Source organism: Paraburkholderia sp. BR10872 (assembly GCF_040965835.1).
GTDB lineage: Bacteria > Pseudomonadota > Gammaproteobacteria > Burkholderiales > Burkholderiaceae > Paraburkholderia > Paraburkholderia nodosa_A.
Window position 1 is genome coordinate 17,125 of the sequence record NZ_JBFRCN010000061.1, and the last position, 21,087, is coordinate 38,211.

General features: G+C 63.7%; 13 protein-coding genes. 6 read left to right on the forward strand and 7 right to left on the reverse strand.

The window, feature by feature from the left end:
* Positions 1-132 precede the first annotated feature (132 nt).
* Both AB4Y43_RS33785 and AB4Y43_RS33790 read right to left on the reverse strand, forming a co-directional pair.
* Complete coding sequence (locus AB4Y43_RS33785; RefSeq protein WP_342949738.1) at positions 133-1,380, reverse strand: phosphatidylserine decarboxylase family protein; 1,248 nt, start codon at positions 1,378-1,380, stop codon at positions 133-135.
* 135 nt (positions 1,381-1,515) lie between these two features.
* Complete coding sequence (locus AB4Y43_RS33790) at positions 1,516-2,517, reverse strand: SDR family oxidoreductase (protein WP_368729773.1); 1,002 nt, start codon at positions 2,515-2,517, stop codon at positions 1,516-1,518.
* 215 nt (positions 2,518-2,732) lie between these two features.
* On the opposite strand from AB4Y43_RS33790, the gene AB4Y43_RS33795 reads away from it, so the two are divergent.
* From AB4Y43_RS33795 to AB4Y43_RS33815, 5 genes are all read left to right on the forward strand, one after another.
* Positions 2,733-2,924, forward strand: a complete 192-nt coding sequence (locus AB4Y43_RS33795; RefSeq protein WP_368729774.1) for a hypothetical protein — start codon at positions 2,733-2,735, stop codon at positions 2,922-2,924.
* 235 nt (positions 2,925-3,159) lie between these two features.
* Positions 3,160-3,672, forward strand: a complete 513-nt coding sequence (locus AB4Y43_RS33800; protein ID WP_069263057.1) for a DUF421 domain-containing protein — start codon at positions 3,160-3,162, stop codon at positions 3,670-3,672.
* Positions 3,673-3,763: 91 nt separating this feature from the next.
* Entirely contained in the window at positions 3,764-6,160 is a 2,397-nt protein-coding gene (locus AB4Y43_RS33805) for an FdhF/YdeP family oxidoreductase (protein WP_368602778.1), read from the forward strand.
* Positions 6,161-6,743: 583 nt separating this feature from the next.
* Positions 6,744-10,895, forward strand: coding sequence for a CheR family methyltransferase (locus tag AB4Y43_RS33810; RefSeq protein WP_368729775.1), 4,152 nt, complete (start codon positions 6,744-6,746; stop codon positions 10,893-10,895).
* A 102-nt stretch (positions 10,896-10,997) separates the two neighbouring features.
* On the forward strand, positions 10,998-11,996 hold the full coding sequence (locus AB4Y43_RS33815; protein WP_368602780.1) for a chemotaxis protein CheB: 999 nt from the start codon (positions 10,998-11,000) through the stop codon (positions 11,994-11,996).
* 78 nt (positions 11,997-12,074) lie between these two features.
* Here AB4Y43_RS33815 and AB4Y43_RS33820 read toward each other — a convergent pair whose 3' ends face one another.
* The 4 genes from AB4Y43_RS33820 to AB4Y43_RS33835 all read right to left on the reverse strand — a co-directional run bounded on the left by AB4Y43_RS33820 (position 12,075) and on the right by AB4Y43_RS33835 (position 16,726).
* Positions 12,075-13,118, reverse strand: coding sequence for a glycosyltransferase family 4 protein (locus AB4Y43_RS33820; protein ID WP_368729776.1), 1,044 nt, complete (start codon positions 13,116-13,118; stop codon positions 12,075-12,077).
* Positions 13,119-13,847: 729 nt separating this feature from the next.
* Positions 13,848-14,759, reverse strand: coding sequence for a manganese catalase family protein (locus AB4Y43_RS33825; RefSeq protein WP_368729777.1), 912 nt, complete (start codon positions 14,757-14,759; stop codon positions 13,848-13,850).
* Positions 14,760-14,841: 82 nt separating this feature from the next.
* Positions 14,842-15,342: a ferritin-like domain-containing protein gene (locus AB4Y43_RS33830; RefSeq protein ID WP_069263495.1), complete on the reverse strand. Its 501-nt coding sequence runs from the start codon at positions 15,340-15,342 to the stop codon at positions 14,842-14,844.
* Between the two features lie 148 nt (positions 15,343-15,490).
* Positions 15,491-16,726 (reverse strand): DUF2252 family protein, encoded by a 1,236-nt coding sequence (locus AB4Y43_RS33835; protein WP_368729778.1) that lies wholly within the window; start codon positions 16,724-16,726, stop codon positions 15,491-15,493.
* 185 nt (positions 16,727-16,911) lie between these two features.
* Between AB4Y43_RS33835 and AB4Y43_RS33840 the strand changes: the two genes are divergently transcribed.
* Positions 16,912-18,204 (forward strand): Nramp family divalent metal transporter, encoded by a 1,293-nt coding sequence (locus AB4Y43_RS33840; RefSeq protein ID WP_342949799.1) that lies wholly within the window; start codon positions 16,912-16,914, stop codon positions 18,202-18,204.
* Positions 18,205-18,241: 37 nt separating this feature from the next.
* Here the strand turns inward: AB4Y43_RS33840 and AB4Y43_RS33845 are convergent, their stop codons facing one another.
* On the reverse strand, positions 18,242-20,584 hold the full coding sequence (locus AB4Y43_RS33845) for a PAS domain S-box protein (RefSeq protein WP_069263052.1): 2,343 nt from the start codon (positions 20,582-20,584) through the stop codon (positions 18,242-18,244).
* Between the last annotated feature and the right edge of the window lie 503 nt (positions 20,585-21,087).

The window sequence follows — 21,087 nt, forward strand, 5'->3', positions numbered from 1 at the left end:
TCTGCGGGTTCATGCGTGGACCGGCGCAATTCGCGGTCCCGAATCACTTAGCCTGCATACGACCGGATCAGACCACGGCTGGTCTCGGCGCAAGTGGCCCCGTGTAGATCACGGTTGCCACTGCGTTCCGGTTCAAGCGCCGCTGCGCGCGAAAGCCAACGCCGAATTGACGCGGAGTGGCGGCACGTCGTCATGCCACGGTGGTCGCGGCGCGAAGCGCTCGACGACGCCCGGCTGGAAAATCAGGCAGTAGGTGCTTCCCCCGTACTGAAACCACCCGAGCTCGTCGCCCTTTCCAAGCTCATCGCCTGGGCGTACGCATATCTGGCATGACGAAACCTCGGCCATGCCCACGAAGACGCACGCAACTTCCCCAATGACAGGGTTGTCGCTTTCGATGACGATCACTGCGCGAGCGGCAACGGCAGTGGTGTAGCCCTGGGAGTCGTTAAGTCCACTCGGGTCTTCGCCCTCCGCTTCGGCATCCGAATAGTAGGTGCCGTCGACGTTGTAGGCTTCGCGGACCCTGCCGTCGACAGGAGCGTGCCACCGATGGTAGTTGTACGCGCTCAGATAGCCCTGGTACACCGTGCCACCGACAAAGCGTCGGGCAAGCGCCTCGTCGCTCGACGTCAGTATCTCCTTGAGCGAATAGGGCTGCGACTTGATCCAGAAGCGGTCGATCAGCTGCACGCCCTCGCGCACGTCGAAGGGCGACGCTTCGCACGCGTTCACGATCACGGCAGGATCGTCCGGGCTCGCCACCGGCCGGGCGCCGGGACGCAGATGGCGCGTAAAGAAACCGTTCCACGAATCGAAGCCCCAATGCGCTCGCGTACGATCATGGACGAAGTCGTCCATCCCGAGCTTCTCCAACGCGGGAGGGCTGAACCAGCCCTTCGGCGCATCGTTGAGCCATACGCGTGACCGTGGGCCGCTGAGAAACGCGCACCACGTATTGAGGACGCGACGCAACTGCGCATTGAACGCCGGATCCCGGAAAACCGCATAGCCGGACGGCATGCACATTGGCCATTCAAGAACGGTATTGAGTGGCGTGGCCATCGGTGCATCGCTGTCGAATGGCGGGCTGTATGTCGTCAGATAGTCAATGATGGCGAGCAGCTCGTGGATATCCGAATACCCCAGCTGCTTACCCTGCTCAAGCGCCTCGCTTATCGCTCGCGCGAGGTTCATCCGTAGCACCGGATCGCCGTCAATGAGTTTTCCGAGATCCTGCACGACGCTGGACAGCGCTGCACGCGCCGCGCGCGCTCGGGCCTGCCGCGCGATTTCCAGCCTGAACGCCGCGCTTTTTTGCTCCTCGCCTGGCATCCAGTTACCGAGGCGCCGGCGCACTGCTCCCGTTTCCATACTCATTGCCCTCCTCCACGCAATGTCGAAGTCCCAGCAATCCGCACGCCCGCTACGTTGGCGAGCCGCGTTCACGAACAGCCGTCCTGCCACTGAGCGAAGCATAGAGAGTGGCAACACGACGACCATTCGTCGCGATACTCACGGGTTGCCCGCTCCACCCGAGGCGCCGTAGATCTGTCCGGTAATGTACGAGGCCTGCGCCGATGCGAGTTCGACATAGATCGGCGCGATTTCTGCCGGCTGACCCGGCCTGCCCATCGGCACCTGCTCACCGAACTTCTGCACGTTCTCCATGGTCTGGCCACCACTCACTTGTAGTGCGGTCCAGAAAGGTCCTGGCGCCACACCATTGACCCGGATTCCCCGCTTGATCATTTGCTTCGCGAGCCCCTTGGTGAAGTTCGCTATTGCCGCCTTGGTCATGGCGTAGTCGAGCAAGTTAGCAGACGGGTCGTAGGCGTTAACGGAAGTCGTGTTGATAATTGCGGCGCCTGCCTGCATGTGCGGAATGGCCGCCTTGGTGATCCAGAACAACGCATACAGGTTGGTCTTGAGGGTCCAGTCGAACTGCTCGGTGCTGATGTCGAGGATCGAGTCGTGGCTTTGCTGTCGTCCCGCATTGTTCACGAGGACTTCGAGGCCGCCTAGCCCTGACACCGCGCGTTCCACCAGCGATTGACACGCCGCTTCGCTGCGGATGTCGACTGCCAGCGGAACCGCCTTGCGGCCTGCAGACTGAATCAACTGTACAACTTCGCGGGCATCCGGCTCCTCCTGCGGCAGGTAGGCGATCGCGACATCGGCGCCCTCCCGCGCGAACGCGATGGCGGCTGCGCGGCCAATGCCCGAGTCGCCGCCCGTTACGAGCGCCTTGCGGCCGCTTAGACGCCCGGTGCCGCGATAGCTCGTTTCCCCGTGGTCGGGCCGCGGCGTCATGCGTCCCGCGAGTCCGGGCCAGGGTTGCTGCTGGGCAGGAAATGGCGGATGCGGATAAGCGGCGCGCGGATCCTCCTGCGGCGTCGGACCACTCGCGGTACCCGGCTCCTGCGCCATCGCGGCGGGCGCTACTGCGGCAAGGACACCTGCCGAGGCGGCTTGCATCCAGTTGCGACGGGACGCCGATATTTCGCGGGAAGGCATGCTGGACTCCAATAGGGATGGGCAACGGAAAGGCGAACCTGTTTGTTTGTGCCCGCCTTCTGCGCATTCACCGTACCCACGGCCTCGGCCGGTACGCCGTCGCGGTCGGCGCTGCGGGAGGGTCTTCGCGGGCTGGGCATGGCGACTGCGCTCAATCCTGCCTGATCGTCAGGCCTGAAAACGCCAGACGGGCATTCACTTTCAAGGGGCTAGCCATGCAACGTACAAAGCCGGAATCTGGCCAGAATGAAATTCCATTGAATCCGGGTAACGAAGGCCAACCGGGCGCGCCAGGCGTAGGCGAGGACCTGTGCGGAGCCTGCCACGGCACCGGGCTGGTGCAGGGCAAGCGCTGTGCCGTTTGCGGAGGCACGGGAAAGGTCATGCAAGGAATCGGCGGCGGCTGAGCCGCCATCGCTGCGCGCGCCGCTTACGCTCACGTCGTGCGAGGCACGGCACAATGACTTTGCCTCGACGTCTGCTTGCTGGCGGTTGCGGTCCTGATCGCGCTGCTGGTTCATTGCATGCCGGGTATCGTTCCCGCGCCACGCACGGTTGATGCGTGGGAACGGGGCGGCGGGGTCCAGGCGCTCGCGTCGCCTCGCCCCCCGGTGCTCGAAGCAAGGACTGGAGGTGCGAAAAATGAACACACTGAACGCGGTTTTCGGGGAAGGCAAGGATCTCGACGCGTGGCAGATGGCTGCCCGCGCCGCAGCAGCGTTCCTGCTTACCCTCGTCCTCATCCGTATTTCGGGCAGGCGGTCCTTCGGGCAGCGCTCGACCTTCGACTATGTCGTTGCCATCCTGCTCGGCGCAACCCTGAGCCGGTTCATTGTCGGCGCGTCGCCTGCCGTCCCCACCGTCGCGGCGTCCCTCGTGCTCGTGCTGATGCACCGGGCGCTTGGGTGGCTGTGTGTGCGCTCACGCTTCGTCGAGCGCGTCATTGGCGGTCAGGCCCGTACGGTGTACCGCGACGGGACCTTCGATGATGCGCAGATGTCCGCGGCGCTCATCACGCGGGCCGATGTGCTCGAAGCCGTCCGCGTCGGACTTCACGGTTCCTCGCTCGATAGGGTCGAGGCTGCGCTGCTGGAAAGGAATGGCGAAATCAGCCTGATCGTGAAGCCCAGCGCCGACGAACGCAACAGCCGCTGACAAGGCACTGCAAATTTCGCCCCGGACGGCCGAGCGCGTGGAATGGGGCTTGCGCACCGGAAGCGCGTTCACGTCCCGCGCGAGGCATGCCATGGCAAAAGGTCAGAGATCGAAGGAAACGCCCCAGGCGCGGGAGAGCCGCCGGACTTCGGAGTATCCCTACGCCTCCGGTGGCTGGGGATCGCTGAAGGCCGTCACCCGTATCCTCGTGAAGGAGAAGGTTGCGCTCAAGGACATGAGTCTGCTTCCCCTTCAAAACAAGCCGGAAGGCTTCATGTGCGTGAGCTGCTCGTGGGCCAAACCAGCCAGGCCACACGCCTTCGAGTTTTGCGAAAGCGGAGCAAAAGCCACGGCGTGGGACACGACGCCGAAACGGGCCGACCGTGAATTCTTTGCTGCACACAGCGTGACCGAACTCATGCAATGGCACGACCATGACCTCGAAGAGGCGGGCCGCCTGACCGAACCGATGCGCTACGACGCGGCAACCGATCATCTGGTGCCGGTTTCGTGGGAAGAAGCATTTGAGTCGATCGGCGCCGAACTTCGCGGGCTTGATCCGAAGGGCGTTGTCTTCTACACCTCGGGCCGCGCGTCCCTCGAGGCGTCGTACATGCTCCAGCTTTTTGCGCGAATGTACGGGACCAACAACCTGCCCGACAGTTCGAACATGTGCCACGAAAGCACGAGTGTCGGCCTGAAGGAGGCCATCGGCGTGGGCGTAGGAACGATCGGCCTCGATGATTTCGACACGACCGACCTGATGTTTTTCTTCGGGCAGAACGTAGGCACGAATAGCCCCCGCATGCTCCACCAGTTGCAGGATGCGCGTCGGCGCGGCGTGCCGGTCATCACCTTCAACCCGCTGCGCGAACCGGGCCTCGTCGCCTTTGCCAATCCGCAGTCGCCCCACGACATGCTGCTGCCTGCGAACACGCAGATCAGTACCCAGTACCATCAGTTGCGTGTGGGCGGCGACACGGCGGCGATAACAGGAATCTGCAAGGCCGTTATCGAAGCGCATGACAAGGCAGTTTCACTGGGGCAGCCGCCGGTACTCGATCTCGTCTTCATCGAAGCACACACCAAGGGTTTTGACGAATTCGCGCACTTCGTCCGCGAGACCGGCTGGGACGCCATCGAGCGAGAAAGCGGCTTGCAGCGCGTTGCGCTGGAAGCCGCCGCGCGCGAGTATAGCGTCGCCAACGCGGTCATCGTTCATTACGGCATGGGCCTCACGCAGCACCGTCTGGGCGTCCAGAACGTTCGCATGATCTGCAATCTCCTGTTCCTGCGTGGCAACATCGGCAGGCCGGGCGCAGGTCCCTCGCCAGTGCGAGGACACTCCAACGTGCAGGGACAACGCACGGTCGGCATCACGGAGAAGCCCGAACTCGCCCCGCTGGACGAGCTCGCGAAGCAGTTCAACTTCGAGCCGCCGCGCGATAAAGGGTTCAACACGGTCGAAGCCTTCGAAGCGATGCTGGAGGGCACGGTGAAGGCCGTCGTCAATTTCGGCGGCAACCTTGTGCGTTCGGTGCCTGACAGGAACCGCACACAACCTGCATGGGCGAACCTGCAACTTGCTGTGAACGTGGCGACGAAACTCAACCGCAGCCATCTGGTGCACGCGAAGACCACCTATGTGTTGCCTTGCCTGAGCCGTATCGAAATCGATCGAACCGGTGGACATGAACAGTTCGTCTCGATGGAGGACAGCACGGCGCGTTTCCATGGCTCGCGGGGCGTGGCCGAACCTGCCGCGCCGACCGTACGGTCCGAACCCTTCATCATCGCGGGGCTTGCTCGCGCCACGTTGCGCGAGCGTTCGACCGTCGACTGGGAGGACTGGTGCGCGGACTACGCGCGGGTGCGTACGGAAATGGGCAAGACATGGCCCGCGATGTTCGCCGGCTTCGAGTCGAGCATGTGGACACCTGGCGGGGTTGTACGGCCGCTGCCCGCGCGCGAACGCACGTGGAAGACCAAAAGCGGCAAGGCAGAATTCATGGTGCCCGAAGCGCTTTCAGAAGATCCCGACATGAATGAGCGCGAGCCCGACGCGCTGCGGCTGATGTCCCTGCGCGCGGATGGCCAGTTCAACACGACGCTTTATAGCCTTGACGACCGCTTCCGTGGCGTGAAGGGTTCGCGCATGGTTGTACTGATGAACCGCGATGACATGGAGGCACGCGACATAGAAGAGGGCGACCGCGTAACACTGCGCACCATCGCGGACGATGGCGTTGTGCGTGAGGTTGCGGGCCTTGCGGCGAAGCCCTACGATATCCCCCGCGGATGCGCCGCAGGTTACTATCCCGAATGCAATCCCCTGCTCCCGCTGTGGCACTACGCAAAGGAAAGCAAGGTCCCCGGTGCGAAATCGATACCGGTGCGCGTGGTCGCGATTGAACCAAAGCGTGCGCGCGGAAGTGGGTCCGACAGCGCGGGCAGCGACAAGTTGCCTGGAGCAACCGCGTCGCACTAAGTGCCACGACAGCGGGCGAGTGGCTCCGACGGTGAAACTCCGTAGCGCCGGCAATGCGCCGCGGCGGTGGCGGCCTGCTTGATGTCGACAAGACAGGGTGGCCCCCCTGGAGAACACCTGCCGTCGAGCGCCTGCTTCATCGCAACCCTGACGACTGTCGGCCGTTCCGCGCGTTTCGTCTCGTCCGTGCGTGCGTCGTCGAACCCGCTCCTCCGAAGCCGGATCGCTTCGCGCCCGCCGTCCGGACATACAAACAACGCTTTTATCTGGTGATATCCCCTGCGTTCAACCGTGCCAGGTCGCCGAAAAACGCCATCCCTGTCATGTGGCCGCCTTGTCAGACAAGCGGGCAATGATGGTGAGCTGCGAAGAGCGCGCAAGTGCCGCGTTCCATGCAACCGGCCCTCCCCGGCGCGCCACGGCGGGATCAGTGTTGAGCGCCGTTGACCGTCGGTCTCATCGGCAGTAATGTGCGATTCCGTCAGCGCATACGGGGCGCCCTCGCCGTCGGTACGCCCCGCAATGAAGCCGGACTGATGGACCCCGCGTGCCGGGCCGGCGGTGACAACGAAAGGACTTCAGCATGACAACTAGTGCTCCAGGCGAAGACAGCCATGCCAGCGGCGCGCGCCGCGTGACGACTGGCTCGCCATTCGCGGTCGTCGGCATTGGGGCGTCTGCCGGCGGCGTCCCCGCGCTGGTCGACTTCTTCAGTAACGTGCCCGCCTCAATGGAGATGGCGTTCGTCGTCATTCTGCACCTCTCACCGGAGCACGAAAGTCATGCCGACGCGATCCTTCAACGGGCGACCTCCATGCCCGTGAAACAGGTCACCGCGTTGACGCGCCTGGAGAAGGATCACGTCTACGTGATCGCGCCAGGCAAGCAGCTGCACCTGTCGGACGGCTGCCTGAAGGTGACCGATCGCTACGAACATGACCGCAGGATTCTCACGATTGACGAGTTCTTCCGCACCCTGGCCGACGCCCAGGGTATGCGCGCCATGGGAATCGTGCTCTCGGGCACCGGTTCGGACGGCGCAGCGGGGCTCAGTCGCATCAGGGAAAGCGGCGGCGTGACGATGGCTCAAGACCCGAGTGACGCCGAATATCCGGAAATGCCTCAGCATGCCATCACGACCGGTCATGTCGACATCATCCTGCCCGCGGCTGCAATGCCCGGCAAACTCCGCGAATTAAGGAACAACGCCCAGCGGATCCACGTGCCCGAACTGGACGGGATGACGCCCGGGAAGGACGCACCGGATATTCCGCGAACCGGTGACGAACGCGCGCTCCAGGATATCCTCATGCACCTGCGAGTACGTACCGGCCACGATTTCCGGCATTACAAGCGCGCAACGGTGCTGCGCCGCGTCGAGCGGCGACTGCAGGTGAACGGGCTGACAGATCTCGAGAGTTATCGCAATTTCCTGCGTAGCACGCCGGACGAAACCAGTGCGCTGCTGGCCGATATGCTGATCGGCGTGACGCAGTTCTTTCGGGACCGGGAGGCCTTCGATGTTTTGCGGCACGCAGTGATCCCCGGTTTGTTCCGTACTGCCGCCAGCGATGGGCAGATCCGGGCCTGGGTTGCCGGCTGCTCGACCGGCGAGGAGGCGTATTCCGTCGCGTTGCTGATGGCGCAGGCGCGCGAGGCGGCCGGATCGGCTTCGGCGATGCAGGTATTCGCGACGGATATCGACGACGCGGCCATTGCGCGGGCGCGTTCAGGATCCTATCCCGAGTCGATTGCTGTCGACGTGCCCGCCGACCTGCTGCGACGCTACTTTACGCATGAAGGGGGGCGGTATGCCATTGTCAAGCCGGTACGTGAGCGCATTCTCTTTGCCGCGCACAGCCTGCTCAAAGATCCGCCGTTTTCCCATCTCGACCTGATTACGTGCCGCAACGTGCTGATTTACCTGGAGCGCTCGGTACAGAGACAGATCCTCGAACTGTTCCACTTTGCACTGCGCCCCGACGGCTATCTGTTCCTTGGGTCCGCAGAATCGGCCGACGCTGCCGATGATCTTTTCGCCGTCGTCGACAAGAAACATCGCGTTTATCGAGCGCGCAAGATCGTCAATCGGGCAAGGCAAGCTACGGCCTTTCCCTCGCTCGCGCAGGCGAGCGGGGTCCCCGAGGAGGTGCAGGCGGTCGCGGGAAGCGCAGTCCCGCCGCCTCCGGTCGAGCGCCGGAGCTTCTCCTTCTCCGCCCTGCACCAGCGGGTCCTGGAAGAATACGCGCCGCCGAGCGTCATCGTGGACCGTGATTCGGCGATCGTGCATCTATCCGACAACGCGGGCAGGTTCCTGCACCACGCCGGGGGCGAGCCGTCGACGAATATCATGACCGTCGTCGTGCCGGAACTGCGTCTCGATCTGCGTACGACATTGTTCCGTGCCCTGCAGACCGGAGCGAGCGTCGAGGCGAGGCGCGTGAAGATGGTCCGCGACGGCCGCCCGTCGTGGATCAACATGACCGTTCGCCCGTTCCATGATCAGGGCGTGAACGCCGACTTCTTCCTGGTGCTTTTCGACGAGGTGCAGGAACGCATGTCGGACGAAGGCGAAGCCGAGCAAAAGGGGCAGGACCCGGTTCTCATGCAGCTCGAACAGGAGCTGCAGCACAGCCGCGAGCAGCTGTCCACTACCATCGAGCAGTACGAAACTTCCGTCGAGGAACTCAAGGCTTCGAACGAAGAACTCCAGGCAATCAACGAGGAGCTCCGCTCGGCAACGGAGGAGCTCGAAAGCAGCAAGGAAGAGCTGCAGTCGGTCAACGAGGAACTCACCACGTTGAACTCGGAGCTGCACGCGCGTGTCGAGGAAACCGCCAAGGCTAACGATGACCTGCAGAACATCATCGTCTCGACCGAGATTGCGACCGTGTTTGTCGACAGGAAGATCCAGGTCAAACGCTTCACCCCGAGCGCCACACACATCTTCAAGCTGATCGAGTCCGACATCGGACGCTCGCTGTTCGACATCACGCACTCGCTGAATCACCCCACGCTAGCCGCGGACGTCAAGGAAGCCTTCGAGACGCTCAAGCTGATCGAGCGCGAACTGCAAAGCCAGGATGGGCGTTGGTATCTGATGCGTCTGCTTCCCTACCGAACGGCCGACGACCGTATCGACGGCGCCGTGCTCACGCTTATCGATATCACTGCGCGCCACGAGGCAGAAGAGCAGGCACGCATCGGCGAGCAGCGGCTGCGGCTCGTGGCGCAGTCAACCAACGACTATGCCATCATCGTTCACGATCGCGCCGGCAGCATTGTCAGCTGGAATACGGGCGCGGAACGGATCTTCGGCTACACCGAACGCGAGGTCATGGGCCAGGATATCGCGCTCATCTACGAGCCGGACGACCGCGACGCGCACGTTGCGGCGAGCCAACGGGAAGCCGCCGGCATTGAGGGCCGCGCTGACGATGAGCGCTGGCACGTCACCCGGGACCAGCGGCGCGTATGGTGCAGCGGCGTCGTCACGCCGATCGCCGATGCCTCCTTCACCGGCTTCGCCACGATCCTGCGCGATCTCACGCAGCGCAAGCAGCGCGAGGATGCAAAAGAGATCGCGTTGCTGCACGAACAGGAGGCAAGGCAAAGGCAAAGCGAATCGAACCAGCTCAAGGACGATTTCATTGCGGTCCTTTCGCACGAGCTGAAGCACCCGTTGAATCTGATAGGCATGAAGGCAGAAATATTGACGCGGCAGCCCGAGACCCGCGAGATCACGTTTGTGCGGGAAACCGCCGACGCGATTCGCCGTGCGGTTCGGGGCCAGGCGCAGATCATCGACGACCTGCAGGACCTGTCGCGGGTGCGCACCGGCAAACTGGCGCTGGAGCTGGAGCCGCTCGACATTGCCTCGATGCTGCAGGGCATCGCGGGCGCCTGCACACAGGATACAAGGGCGAAAGGCATCGACCTGTCGGTAACCGTCCCCCCACCGCCGGTTATGGTCCATGCGGATCGCACCCGCTGCGAACAGATCCTGTGGAACCTCGTTTCCAATGCGATCAAGTTCACCGGTGACGGAGGCAGGATCGAGCTGCGCCTCGCTCCTGAAGCGTCGATGGTGCGGATCGATGTGATCGACAGCGGCCAGGGCATCGCCCAGGAGGAACTCCCGCACATCTTCGACATGTACCGCCAGGGAATGCGCGGGCGCTCAAAGACAGGCCTCGGAATCGGGCTTGCACTGGTCAGGCAGCTGGTTGAAATGCATGGCGGGCGCGCGATTGCCCATTCCGACGGTCCGGGCCTCGGATGCGCGATGACGGTGTGGCTGCCGGCCGTCGAAGCGGCAGGTGAGTCCGGCGCTGCAGCGCTACCCGCCGGTTCGCTCTCAGGTGTACGAGCCATGATCGTACTTGATGATCCGGATACCGCAGCCTCGTTGGGAAAACTTCTCGAACTGGAGGGCGCATCGACCGTGATGCTGGCTGGCGCAGACACGGTCCTGGCGGCACTGGAAGCAGAAGTCGTTGATGTCCTGATTTGTGACGTCGGCAGCTCTGGCATCGACGCCGCCACGATCACCGCCCATCTGAGGTCGGATCCGCGGCTTGGGAAGCTTCGATCTGTCGCGGTGACCGCGAACGACACCGAGGCGAACCGGCGCGCCGCACGCGAAACTGGCTTCGACGCGCATGTGAGCAAACCGGTCGACTTCCAGACACTGGTTCGGGTGCTCCGCGACCTCCTGCCAGCGCTGCGCCGGTAAAAAAGGGCGGCGTGCCTGAGCGCGACGCGGCCGTTGCATGCAGGGTGTGCGGTTCCTGCCGGTCGCTGCACAGCGGGACCGCCAAATGCGCTCGCTAGAGGCATGGAACAACGTGACATTGTCGTCATTGGCGGCTCACGCGGTGCGTTCGGCGTTTTGCGCATGATCGCCGCCGGTCTGCCCGCCGATCTCCCGGCCGCCATCTGCATCGTGCTGCACGTTGGCAGGCACGATAGCGTGCTGCCTCAGTTGATGTCGAATTGGGGCCCCCTTCCTGCCAGCCATCCCGCCGACGGCGAAGCGCTCGAGAATGGCAGGATTTACATCGCGCCGCCTGACCGGCACATGCGGGTGTCGCAGGGGCGACTCAGACTGGATAGCGGAGCCGCCGAGAACTTCGCGCGACCCGCGGCGGATCCGCTATTCAGGTCGGCCGCGCTGGATTACGGAGCCCGCGTGGTCGCCGCCGTCCTTACCGGCGACCTCGATGACGGCGCGGCAGGCCTTGCCACCGTCCGGGCGCATGGCGGCTACTGCATCGTGCAGGATCCTGACGATTGCGAGGCGCATTCGATGCCCCGTTCGGCGCTTGCGGCCGCAGGCGCGGACGCTATCGCCGACGCGGCGCATCTGGCAGCGCGCATCGTCGCCGCAGTGCGCGGCGCTCCAGTGAAGGAGCCGCTCCCGATGTCCACGAACGATCTTTCTCTCGAGGCGCGTCTGGACCAGCTTGACGTGCTGCAGCCCGAGGACCTCGACCGGATCGGCGAGCGCTCGCCGCTCGCCTGCCCGGAATGCGGCGGCATGCTATGGCGCGTGCTTGACGATCGGGTGCTACGTTACCGCTGCCACACCGGCCATGCATACAATGCACTCTCCCTCGAAGATGGCCATGAAAAGGCTGAAGAAAACGCGATCTGGACGGCCATACGGACGATCAACGAACGCATTGTCTTTGCAAGAGAGCGGCAGAAATGGGCCGAGCGCGTCGGTGACAAACAGCAGATAGAGATCGAACAGGCGCGCATCAACGAAGGGATGACGCTCCTTGACGCGCTCCGGCATGCGTTTCCCGCAACCCGCACTGACCGGCGGCCTTGAAGCCGATACGACTACCGAGGCATACCCGCGTAGTGGCTAGACAACCTGCCGCTCTCCCATGCGTGCGGCCAATCGCGGTTATGACGCGAGCCTCGTTCGGCTCGCCTCACTCGCTTGCGATAGACAGCTCCCGACCCATGCTGGAGCCGCATGCATCGCGCCGCGTCGCGCGATCAGCGTGTCGTATGCGGCGAGATAGTCATCGCACATGCGTTCGGCCGTAAAGCGTCGCTCGAATTCGGCGCGGCAGCTGTCGCGGGAAAGCGAAGGCAAGCGTGCTACCGCATCGACGGCCGCTTCCAATCCATCGACGATGAACCCGCTGACCCCATTGCGGAGGACCTCGGGCACAGCGCCGCGCCGGTTGGCAATCACTGGCGTTCCGCTCGCGAGTGCCTCGATCATGACAAGTCCAAACGGCTCGTCCCAGGTGATCGGCATCAACAACGCTTCAGCGCGGCTCAACAGCATCGTGCGCAACTCGCCGCCCACTTCCCCGAGATACTCCACGCAGCTGGCATGTCGCCTGAGCAGTGGACGCATACGATCCTCGAACCAGGCGCGCTCTCCCGAATGGACTGCTGCCGCCATCTTCAACGGCTTGCCGGATCGTCGGGCGATTTCGATGGCCGCGTCGGGCCCCTTGCCCGGCATCATGCGGCCCATCCACAGCAGATAGCCGTCGTGAACCGCGCTGGGCCTGAACAGATCGAACGGCAAGCCGTGCCCGATCGTCGAGAGCCAGTTCGCGTGCGGAGCGCCCTCACGCTGCGCTTGCGACAGTGCGACGAGCACCGCGTCCCGCGATACATCCAGCAGCACGCCCAGATCCTGCGGGCGGATTACGCCGTGCAGCGTCGTGAGCGAAGCGACGTTCAGTCGGCACGCCAGCGGCAGATGCAGCGGTTCGGTGTGAAAATGCATGACGTCGAACTCGTGCGCTCGCGCGGCCACCCGCTCCAGCTGCGCAACATGGTGAACCAGTGTGTCGGTAACGTCCCGGTCGTGCCATAGGGCCCGCGCGCAGCAGGGGATGAGGGTGGCGTGAGTCTGCGAATCGCCACTCGCGAATAGCGTCACCTCGTGGCCGCGCTCGACCAGGGCTTCGGTCAGGTAATGCACGATCCGCTCAGTGGCACCGTAACGCTGCGGCGGTACGCATTCATAAAGCGGAGCGATCTGGGCAATACGCATGTCATTCCTTCGCAAGCGCAACCGGCGCCGGGAAATGTCGGCGCACTAGTCGGGGCCTGGTACGCGGCGCGCGACTCGATGGATGAGGGGCGAGCGGTTCCGACGCCACTGTGAGCGTCGGAGCGCGCACCCACTCGGTCGTACCGGGCACGACGACTTCACTGCGTCGAGGTCGCCTTCGGATGGGTCGTCTTCCGGTGGTGCATCGTCCCGCTCGACGGGCCAGAATTGCCCATGGTGTTGCCACCCTGGGCATTCGATTCCGTGGCCGTAGAGCCGCCGGAGTTGGGCGCGCTCATGCCTGTGCCGCCACCACCGCCAGAGCCTCCTCCGGTGCCACCTCCGGTGCCGCCTCCGCTACCACCACCTCCACCGCCTCCGGCGGCGAATGCGCCACCGGAAAGCGCAAGACAAGCCAGCGCTGCTATCAATTTAGACTTCGTCGTCATGTTTGCCTCCATTCCAATCGATTCGAAACTCAAGGGGTCGTCTCGCGACATCGACGCCGCCAGAGTCAAAGCCAGCGAGTGCGCCATGCAAAGCGCGGCAGTCGGCGTCCGCGGCGGCAGCAGTCACAATCCGCAAGGCACATGCCGGGTGACGGGGCTGGCGCATACGCACCACGCAGCCAGTCGACAATATGCTTCTGCGCTGCGGTCATTTTGAGTCTCCCTCAGGCGGCACCTGAACAGGGCTCTCGGGCCGGATGGCTGCCTCGCCAAGCTCGGCTCCCGTCTGCGGGTCCACGGCGGTCTCCGAACTCAGTCGCTCGCGCATGGCTTTCAGCGCGGCCTGCTGGCTCTCGTCCAGGTTGACCCACGCGTTGCCGTCGCCGCCATCAACCGCCGGTTCACCCTGGCGCATCTCCAGGCCGTTGCCGCTGTTCCATGGCGCGGCGATCGTTTCGCCTCCGTGCGACATCTTGTAGTAGACGTTGGCGAATTTGGCGACGGGCGGACGCTTTCCCGGCGGGAAGTTGCCCTGTATCGCATACAGGGCCTTCTCGAATGACTTCTGGTGCGAGACCTCGCGCGTCATCAGGAAGCCCAGGGCGTCACGGATACCAGGATCGTCCGTCACATTGATCAGCCGTTCATACACGATCTTTGCCCGTGCTTCCGCGGCGATATTCGAGCGCAGGTCTGCCGTCGGTTCACCGATGGTGTCGATGTAACCTGCGTTCCAGGGCACGCCTGCGGAGTTGACCAGCGGCGGCCCGCCACCGAACAGGACCTGCGTGACGTGGCTGTCGTTGCCAGCGCCGTTGAGCTTGCGGTAAAGCTCAGCCTGCTCATCTACGGCTTCGGCAAGCTCGCCCTTCGCACCCTTGTTGAGCATGGCGACGATCGACCCGATGATTTCCAGATGGCTGAGTTCCTCCGTGGCAATATCGAAGAGCATGTCCTTGCGGCCGGGATCTTCCTCGGCAACCGCCTGGGTGAAATAGCGCATCGCAGCGGCCAGTTCCCCCTGCGGCCCGCCGAACTGCTCGAGCAGCAGGTTGGCGAGACCAGGATTGGTCACGTCGACGCGGACGGTGTACTGCAGTTTCCTGTTGTGCATGAACATCAGGATCTCCCGGTATGACCTAAAAAATTACGCATTGCTAATCAGTCGTTGCCGCACGAAGCAGGCGCCGCTGCCGGGTCGCTCACCCCTTACCCGCCGCCTTCGCGTTGCCCGCCGACTCGGCAAACTTCGAGAGCTTCAGATCGGTAGCCTTTTCTTCCTCAAGCGTTTCCTTGAGCAGCTTCACCGCCTCGTCGTGACCGAGAAGCTTGCCCAGCGCACAGAGGCTGCCGTATGCCGCTATCTCATAGTGCTCCACCTTCTGTGCCGCCGCGATGAGGCCGGCATCGAGGACCGGGCCCTTTTCGATTTCCTCGATCAGTTCGTCGGCTTCCTCAATCAGGCCTTCCATCGCGACGCATTTCATGCGCTTCAGTCGCAATCCGGTGGATTCAACCGCCTTGTCGATGCGCTCGACCTGCCCGTGCGTTTCTTCCAGATGCGTCTTGAAAGCGCCTGAAAGCTCAGGATCGCTGACCGTACGCGCGAGCTTTCCGAGGGCGCGGGTCAGTTGCTTTTCTGCGCTGTAGATGTCCGACAGCATATGGACGAACAGGTCGTCGACCGTCTTTCTCTGGCTCATGATCACCTCCGTGGTTTGGGTGATGCGCCTCACGCAACAGCCATTCCTGAGGGAGGGGTTCTGGACGGAAACGGCGCGCTCGCCGCTTCTCTGCGCGGCTCGTCAATCGACGCCAAACGGGGGCGGCACGGCCAGCTGTCTCGCGGCATCACCGCTTGCCGGCGCCCCGCCGAAGCGCGTAGCGCCGGCAATGTTCGAGATACTCCGCTTCGTGGGCGACAGCCAGCTCGACCATGCTGCGCCAAAGCCACGATGGCGCGCCCGGCGATCCGGGCCGCCTCGCCTGCAGTTCATGCAGCCAGCTCCGGCGGGTCGGGGCATCCATCTGTCCCGCGTGCGCCTGCCCGACCACCAGCGCCAGGAAATGTGCAGCTTTCACGGCGTCGGCTTCCGTGAGCCGGTCTGCGTCGATTTTGAGATCCTGTGGCATGAGCTCGCGGATCACAACCGCGCAGCCATCCAGACGGGCGGCGAGCATGCGGTCTCCAAGCAGCGGCGAGACGTGTCGGGCACCCTCCGCCACCCGCTTTGCATTGTCGCGCGGCATCGTGGCGCCGACGTGGCGAGGCGCAGCGGCGGCGGCGGCCTGCTTGATGTCGACAAGACAGGGCGGCCCTCCTGGAGAACACGTGCCGTCGATATCGAGCAGCACGGCATAGCGCCGCCGCCCGAGGGAGCTGCATCCCTTTACCCAGAAGGCAGCGTCAAGGACGTCTATTTTCCCGCCGCCCCGCACAGCGCGTCCCAGCGCTTCCCGTACCGCAAGCCCTGACTGCGATTCGAACAGCGTGCGCACCGCCTGCGATTCCTCTTCGGACAGGGGCCAAAAACGTTTGCCAAGTGGTATGCGAGGCGCGACGCCGTCAATCGTCTGCCGGTCCAGCTTGCGCCACGAGCGGTGCAGCGCCTGCTTCATTGCAACCCTGACGACTGTCGGCCGTTCCGCGCGTTTCGTCTCGTCCGTGCGTGCGTCGTCGAACGCCTGTTCGTATCCATCGATAAGCGCTTCAGCCATACGGCTGGTGATCACGCCGGGCAGATCCGCGCTACGGGCGGCAGTGGTCAACGACAGTCCCAGGCGCAGGAGATCGTGCACCGGGTTGCCGATGACGCTTTGATCCAGGTCCCGGATCTGGACTGCCACCCGCCCTGAGGCATCGGCCAGCGGGCCGAGATTGCCGAGGTGGCAGTCGCCGCAAATCCATACGGGAGGCCCGTCAGGCAATGTCCCGGATGCCTGGCTGTCGAGCCACGCATAAAAGCGGTCCGCGCTGCCGCGTACATACGCGTGCGCTGATCGCGCCATCTTGCGCATGCGTAGATCCGCCAGGCGGGGCGCCCGCTCCTCCGGAGTCGGGACACCTTTTAGCGATGCTTTTTTCACGACTTCTCCCTCAGCGCAACACCGGCTGCACACGGCCGCTGGCGCGGCCTGAACCCCGGGGCGCAAGGACCGTGCCAGACGCGCCGAAGCGGCAGTCAGGCATTCGGCACGGAAGTTGCGGAATGGGGCTATGCCGCAGGCTGCGGCTTCGAAAGGAGAGCTGCGCCGTGTCGGACGAAAAGGATCTGGAACAGGACCATCTCGAGCCCGAGGCCGCGGTCACCGACCGCACGGAACGCTCCTGGCTGTCGCGCCTCGGCCCCGGCCTTGTGACCGGCGCGGCGGACGACGACCCGAGCGGCATCGGGACGTACTCGCAAGCGGGTGCGCAGTTCGGCTTTACGCTGCTATGGACGCTTCTGCTGTCCTATCCGCTCATGGTCGCCATCCAGATGACGAGCGCGCGCATCGGCCGCGTCACGGGCAAGGGACTCGCCTCGAACATGCGCGCGTTCGGTCCGAAATGGCTCGTCGTCGTGCTGGTGCTGCTGCTGGCCGTGGCCAATACCATCAACATCGCAGCAGATCTCGCCGCGATGGGCGCGGCGATCCACCTTCTCGTTCCTGGCCCCGAGCATCTCTATGTCGTTGCCATTGGCGTGCTCTCTGCCATCATTCAGATTACGCTGCCCTATGAGAGCTATGCGCGCCTACTCAAGTGGCTGACCCTGGCGTTGTTCGCCTACGTCGCGGTCGCGTTCGTCGTCCCGGTCGACTGGACAAAGGTCGCCGTCTCACTGGTCTGGCCGCGCGCCAATATTTCTGGCGAGTATCTCACCACCGTTGTGGCCGTGCTTGGTACCACCATCAGCCCGTACCTGTTCTTCTGGCAGGCGTCACAGGAAGTCGAAGAAATGCGCTCGAAGCCTGGCGAGCGGCCGCTGCGATGGATCTCATCGTTCCGGGCCTACCGGCACATAGACCGGATCACGGCTGACACCTGGATCGGTATGGCCGTCTCGAACGGAGTGGGATTCTTCATCATGCTGACGGCCGCCGCGACGCTCTACACGCATCACATAAAAATCCAGACATCCGCCGATGCAGCGAGAGCCCTCGAACCGGTTGCAGGCCATCTGGCGGCATACATCTTTGCCGCCGGCATTGTCGGCACAGGCCTGCTCGCGCTGCCTGTTCTGGCCGGCTCCGCGGCGTACGGGGCTGCTGGCGCGTTCCGGTGGCGCAGCAGCCTTTCTCTGCACCTCACTCTTGCGCGTGAGTTCTATGCCGTCATCGCCCTGGCCATCCTCGGCGGCACCGCCATCACGTTCTGCCACCTCGATCCGGTCAAGGCGCTGTACTGGAGTGCCGTCGTCAACGGACTGGCGGCCGTGCCTGTCATGGTCGTGGTCATGCTGATGGGTACCAACCGGCGCGTGATGGGCAAGTTCGCGATATCCGGGCTGCTGAAAGCGGGCGGCTGGATCGCAACGGCATTCATGGCGGCTGCGGCCGTGGGCATGTTCATTCCCGGCTAGTGGACAACGTTGCAGTGCCGCGAGAGTGGGTGAAGCGTCAGGAAAGTGCCCCGCGCAGGTCGTCAGCCGTATAGGGCTTGCGCAGTTCGCGCCATGAAAAAGGCAGCTGGCCGGTTGGGGGAACGCTCGAGCCCGATCCAAATATCACGCGAATATGGGGCCGTTCGCGCACGGCTTTCAGGGCGAAATCCACGCCTGACATGCCAGGCAACGAGATGTCCGTCAGCAATACGTCGAACTCCTGCTTGCGCAGTGCCTCGTCGGCGCTCTCGGCCGATTTGTGCAACTGAGGGCAATGTCCAAGCATTTCGAGCAGCGCGCCCACGGCATCGGCCGAGCCCGCGTCGTCGTCGACCACCAGTACGCGCAATGAGCCGGGGGCCAACCCTTGTTCGCGCTCGCCTTCCTCGACCACTTCGAGATCGATGCCGGGCGAGCCAAGCAGGCGGCGGATCTTCCGCGCGAGCTGGTCGCGGCTGTACGGCTTGCTGAGGAGTTCAACGCCCTCGTCCAGCCGCCCGCCATGCACGATGGCGTTCTGGGTGTACCCGGAGGTGAACAGCACCTTTAGCTGAGGCAGCGTCTCGCAAGCCTGCCGCGCCATGTCCGGACTCTTCAGCGGACCCGGCATCACGACGTCCGTAAAAAGCAGGTCGATATGCACGCCGCTACGGATGATGGCCAGCGCCTGTTGTGGGTCGTCAGCCTTGAGCACCGTGTAGCCAAGGCCGCCCAGCATGTCGACAACGGTCGATTGCAGCTTCGCATCGTCTTCCACGACGAGCACGGTTTCCCTGCCACCGCGCAGCGGTGTGCTGACGGGCGACGGACGCTCGATCGCACTCCCCGTCGAGCGCGGCAAATACACCTTGACGGTAGTGCCTTGGCCGACTTCGCTATAGAGTCGCAAATGGCCGCCGCTCTGCTTGACGAAGCCGTAGACCATGCTCAGACCCAGGCCTGTTCCGTAGCCTTCCGGCTTTGTCGTGAAAAACGGGTCAATCGCCCGCGCCAGTATGTCGGGGGACATTCCCACTCCCGTGTCCGTCACTGCCAGCAGAACGTATTGTCCCGCTGGAACGTCCTGCAGTCCGGCCACATAACGGTCATCGAGCATTGTGTTGCCGAGTTCGAGCGTCAGCCTCCCGCCGTCGGGCATCGCGTCGCGGGCGTTGATCGCAAGATTCAGAATGACGTTTTCGAGTTGATGGACGTCCGCATAGGTGTTCCACAGACCACCGGCCACGACGGTTTCGACCTGGATGGTTTCGTCGAGCGCGCGGCGCAGCATGTCGTCCATGTTGCGCAGTGCCGTTGCCAGATTGATGACAACCGGCTGTAACGGCTGCCGCCGCCCGAACGCGAGCAATTGCGAAGCGAGCTTGGCCCCGCGCTCTACGGCGTCGATCGCCTTGTCGAGGCGCTCCTGTATCTGGCTGTCGCGACTGAGCCTGCTCTCGATCAGCTCGAGATTCCCGCGCACGACCTGCAGCACGTTGTTGAAGTCATGCGCGACACCGCCAGTGAGCTTGCCAATCGCCTCCATTTTCTGCGACTGGTACAGCGCCATGCGCGTTTCGTCGAGCGCGCGTTCCGTCTCGCGCTGCTCGGTAACATCCCGCGTGATTTTCGCGAAACCGGCCAGCGCACCGTCGTTGTCGCGAATCGCATCGATGACTACATGCGCCCAGAAGCGGCTGCCGTCCTTGCGCACGCGCCAGCCCTCGGATTCGAAGCGACCCTCGCGCGCGGCCGTTTCGAGCCCGCGCTGCGGCAGCCCTGCCGCGGCATCCTCGGGCGTATAAAAACGCGAAAAATGGGAGCCGATGATTTCAGGTGCCGCATAGCCCTTGATTCGCCGTGCACCCTGGTTCCAGTTTGTAACGCGCCCATCGGGCGACAGCATGAATATGGAATAGTCCGTGACGCCGTCTACCAGCATCCGGAATCGCCGCTCGCTTTCGACCACCGCGTCGTGCGCCCGCTTCTTGTCGCTCATGTCGCGCACAATCTTGCCGTAACCAAGCAGTTGCCCGGCAGGATCGTGCAGTGCCGTGAGAATCACACTTGCCCAGAAGAGACTCCCGTCCTTGCGCGAGCGCCAGCCTTCGGCTTCGCTGCGACCGGTTTCCCGTGTCTCGCGCAGTACATCCTCGGGTACACCGTCGCGACGGTCCTCGTCCGTATAGAAGATGGATAGTGGACGCCCCAGAATTTCCTCGGGGGCATATCCGTAGACCGACTCGCCGCCGGGGTTCCAGCTCGCAACGCGTCCGTCGGTCGTCAGCGCAAAAATCGCATAGTCGGAAGTTGAGTCAATCCATCGGGCCGCCCAGTCTGTCGTCTCCCAGACTACGGTCAGCTTTTGCGATTCGGCCATGCTGGTCCCCTCTTTTGCACAATGACGTCCCCGCACTGCCTGAAGCGCGGCGGAGCCCGCCGCGCTTCGCGCTTCGCGACGACAGTCGAAATGGCACCTTCGCCATTTTGCATGCTGTCGGCAAGTCGATCCGTTGCATTTCGTCGACGCGCCGCCCACGCGCCCTGATTTCATCGCCGTGCCGGGACGGAGTTCGCTGCACGGCTACGTAAAGGATGCGGCACAGGAAACCCGGCGAGAGAAAACTGTCATCAAGGCCGACGCTCGGGTTGCGCCGCACGCGCCACCCCGGCCCGTTTGGCGGCATCGCGACACACAGTTTGCACCAGTTCGAAGGCGGGGCGCCCCAACGAAAGCGAACGCGCATGCCGTGATCCTGGATCAACCGGGTGGCATGTGAACGGGAACACAAGCACCAGGTCACGTCGTGCAAGCGCTGCGAGACTATGCGAGCGACAGCTCCGTCACGTCAGCCAGACGAGATGCAAACTGGGTCTGCAGGT

Excerpts from the sequence above, each read along its gene's own strand:
- AB4Y43_RS33785 (WP_342949738.1), bottom strand. The coding sequence starts at position 1,380 with ATGAGTATGGAAACGGGAGCAGTGCGCCGGCGCCTCGGTAACTGGATG.
- AB4Y43_RS33790 (WP_368729773.1), bottom strand. The coding sequence starts at position 2,517 with ATGCCTTCCCGCGAAATATCGGCGTCCCGTCGCAACTGGATGCAAGCC.
- AB4Y43_RS33795 (WP_368729774.1), top strand. The coding sequence starts at position 2,733 with ATGCAACGTACAAAGCCGGAATCTGGCCAGAATGAAATTCCATTGAAT.
- AB4Y43_RS33800 (WP_069263057.1), top strand. The coding sequence starts at position 3,160 with ATGAACACACTGAACGCGGTTTTCGGGGAAGGCAAGGATCTCGACGCG.
- AB4Y43_RS33805 (WP_368602778.1), top strand. The coding sequence starts at position 3,764 with ATGGCAAAAGGTCAGAGATCGAAGGAAACGCCCCAGGCGCGGGAGAGC.
- AB4Y43_RS33810 (WP_368729775.1), top strand. The coding sequence starts at position 6,744 with ATGACAACTAGTGCTCCAGGCGAAGACAGCCATGCCAGCGGCGCGCGC.
- AB4Y43_RS33815 (WP_368602780.1), top strand. The coding sequence starts at position 10,998 with ATGGAACAACGTGACATTGTCGTCATTGGCGGCTCACGCGGTGCGTTC.
- AB4Y43_RS33825 (WP_368729777.1), bottom strand. The coding sequence starts at position 14,759 with ATGTTCATGCACAACAGGAAACTGCAGTACACCGTCCGCGTCGACGTG.
- AB4Y43_RS33830 (WP_069263495.1), bottom strand. The coding sequence starts at position 15,342 with ATGAGCCAGAGAAAGACGGTCGACGACCTGTTCGTCCATATGCTGTCG.
- AB4Y43_RS33845 (WP_069263052.1), bottom strand. The coding sequence starts at position 20,584 with ATGGCCGAATCGCAAAAGCTGACCGTAGTCTGGGAGACGACAGACTGG.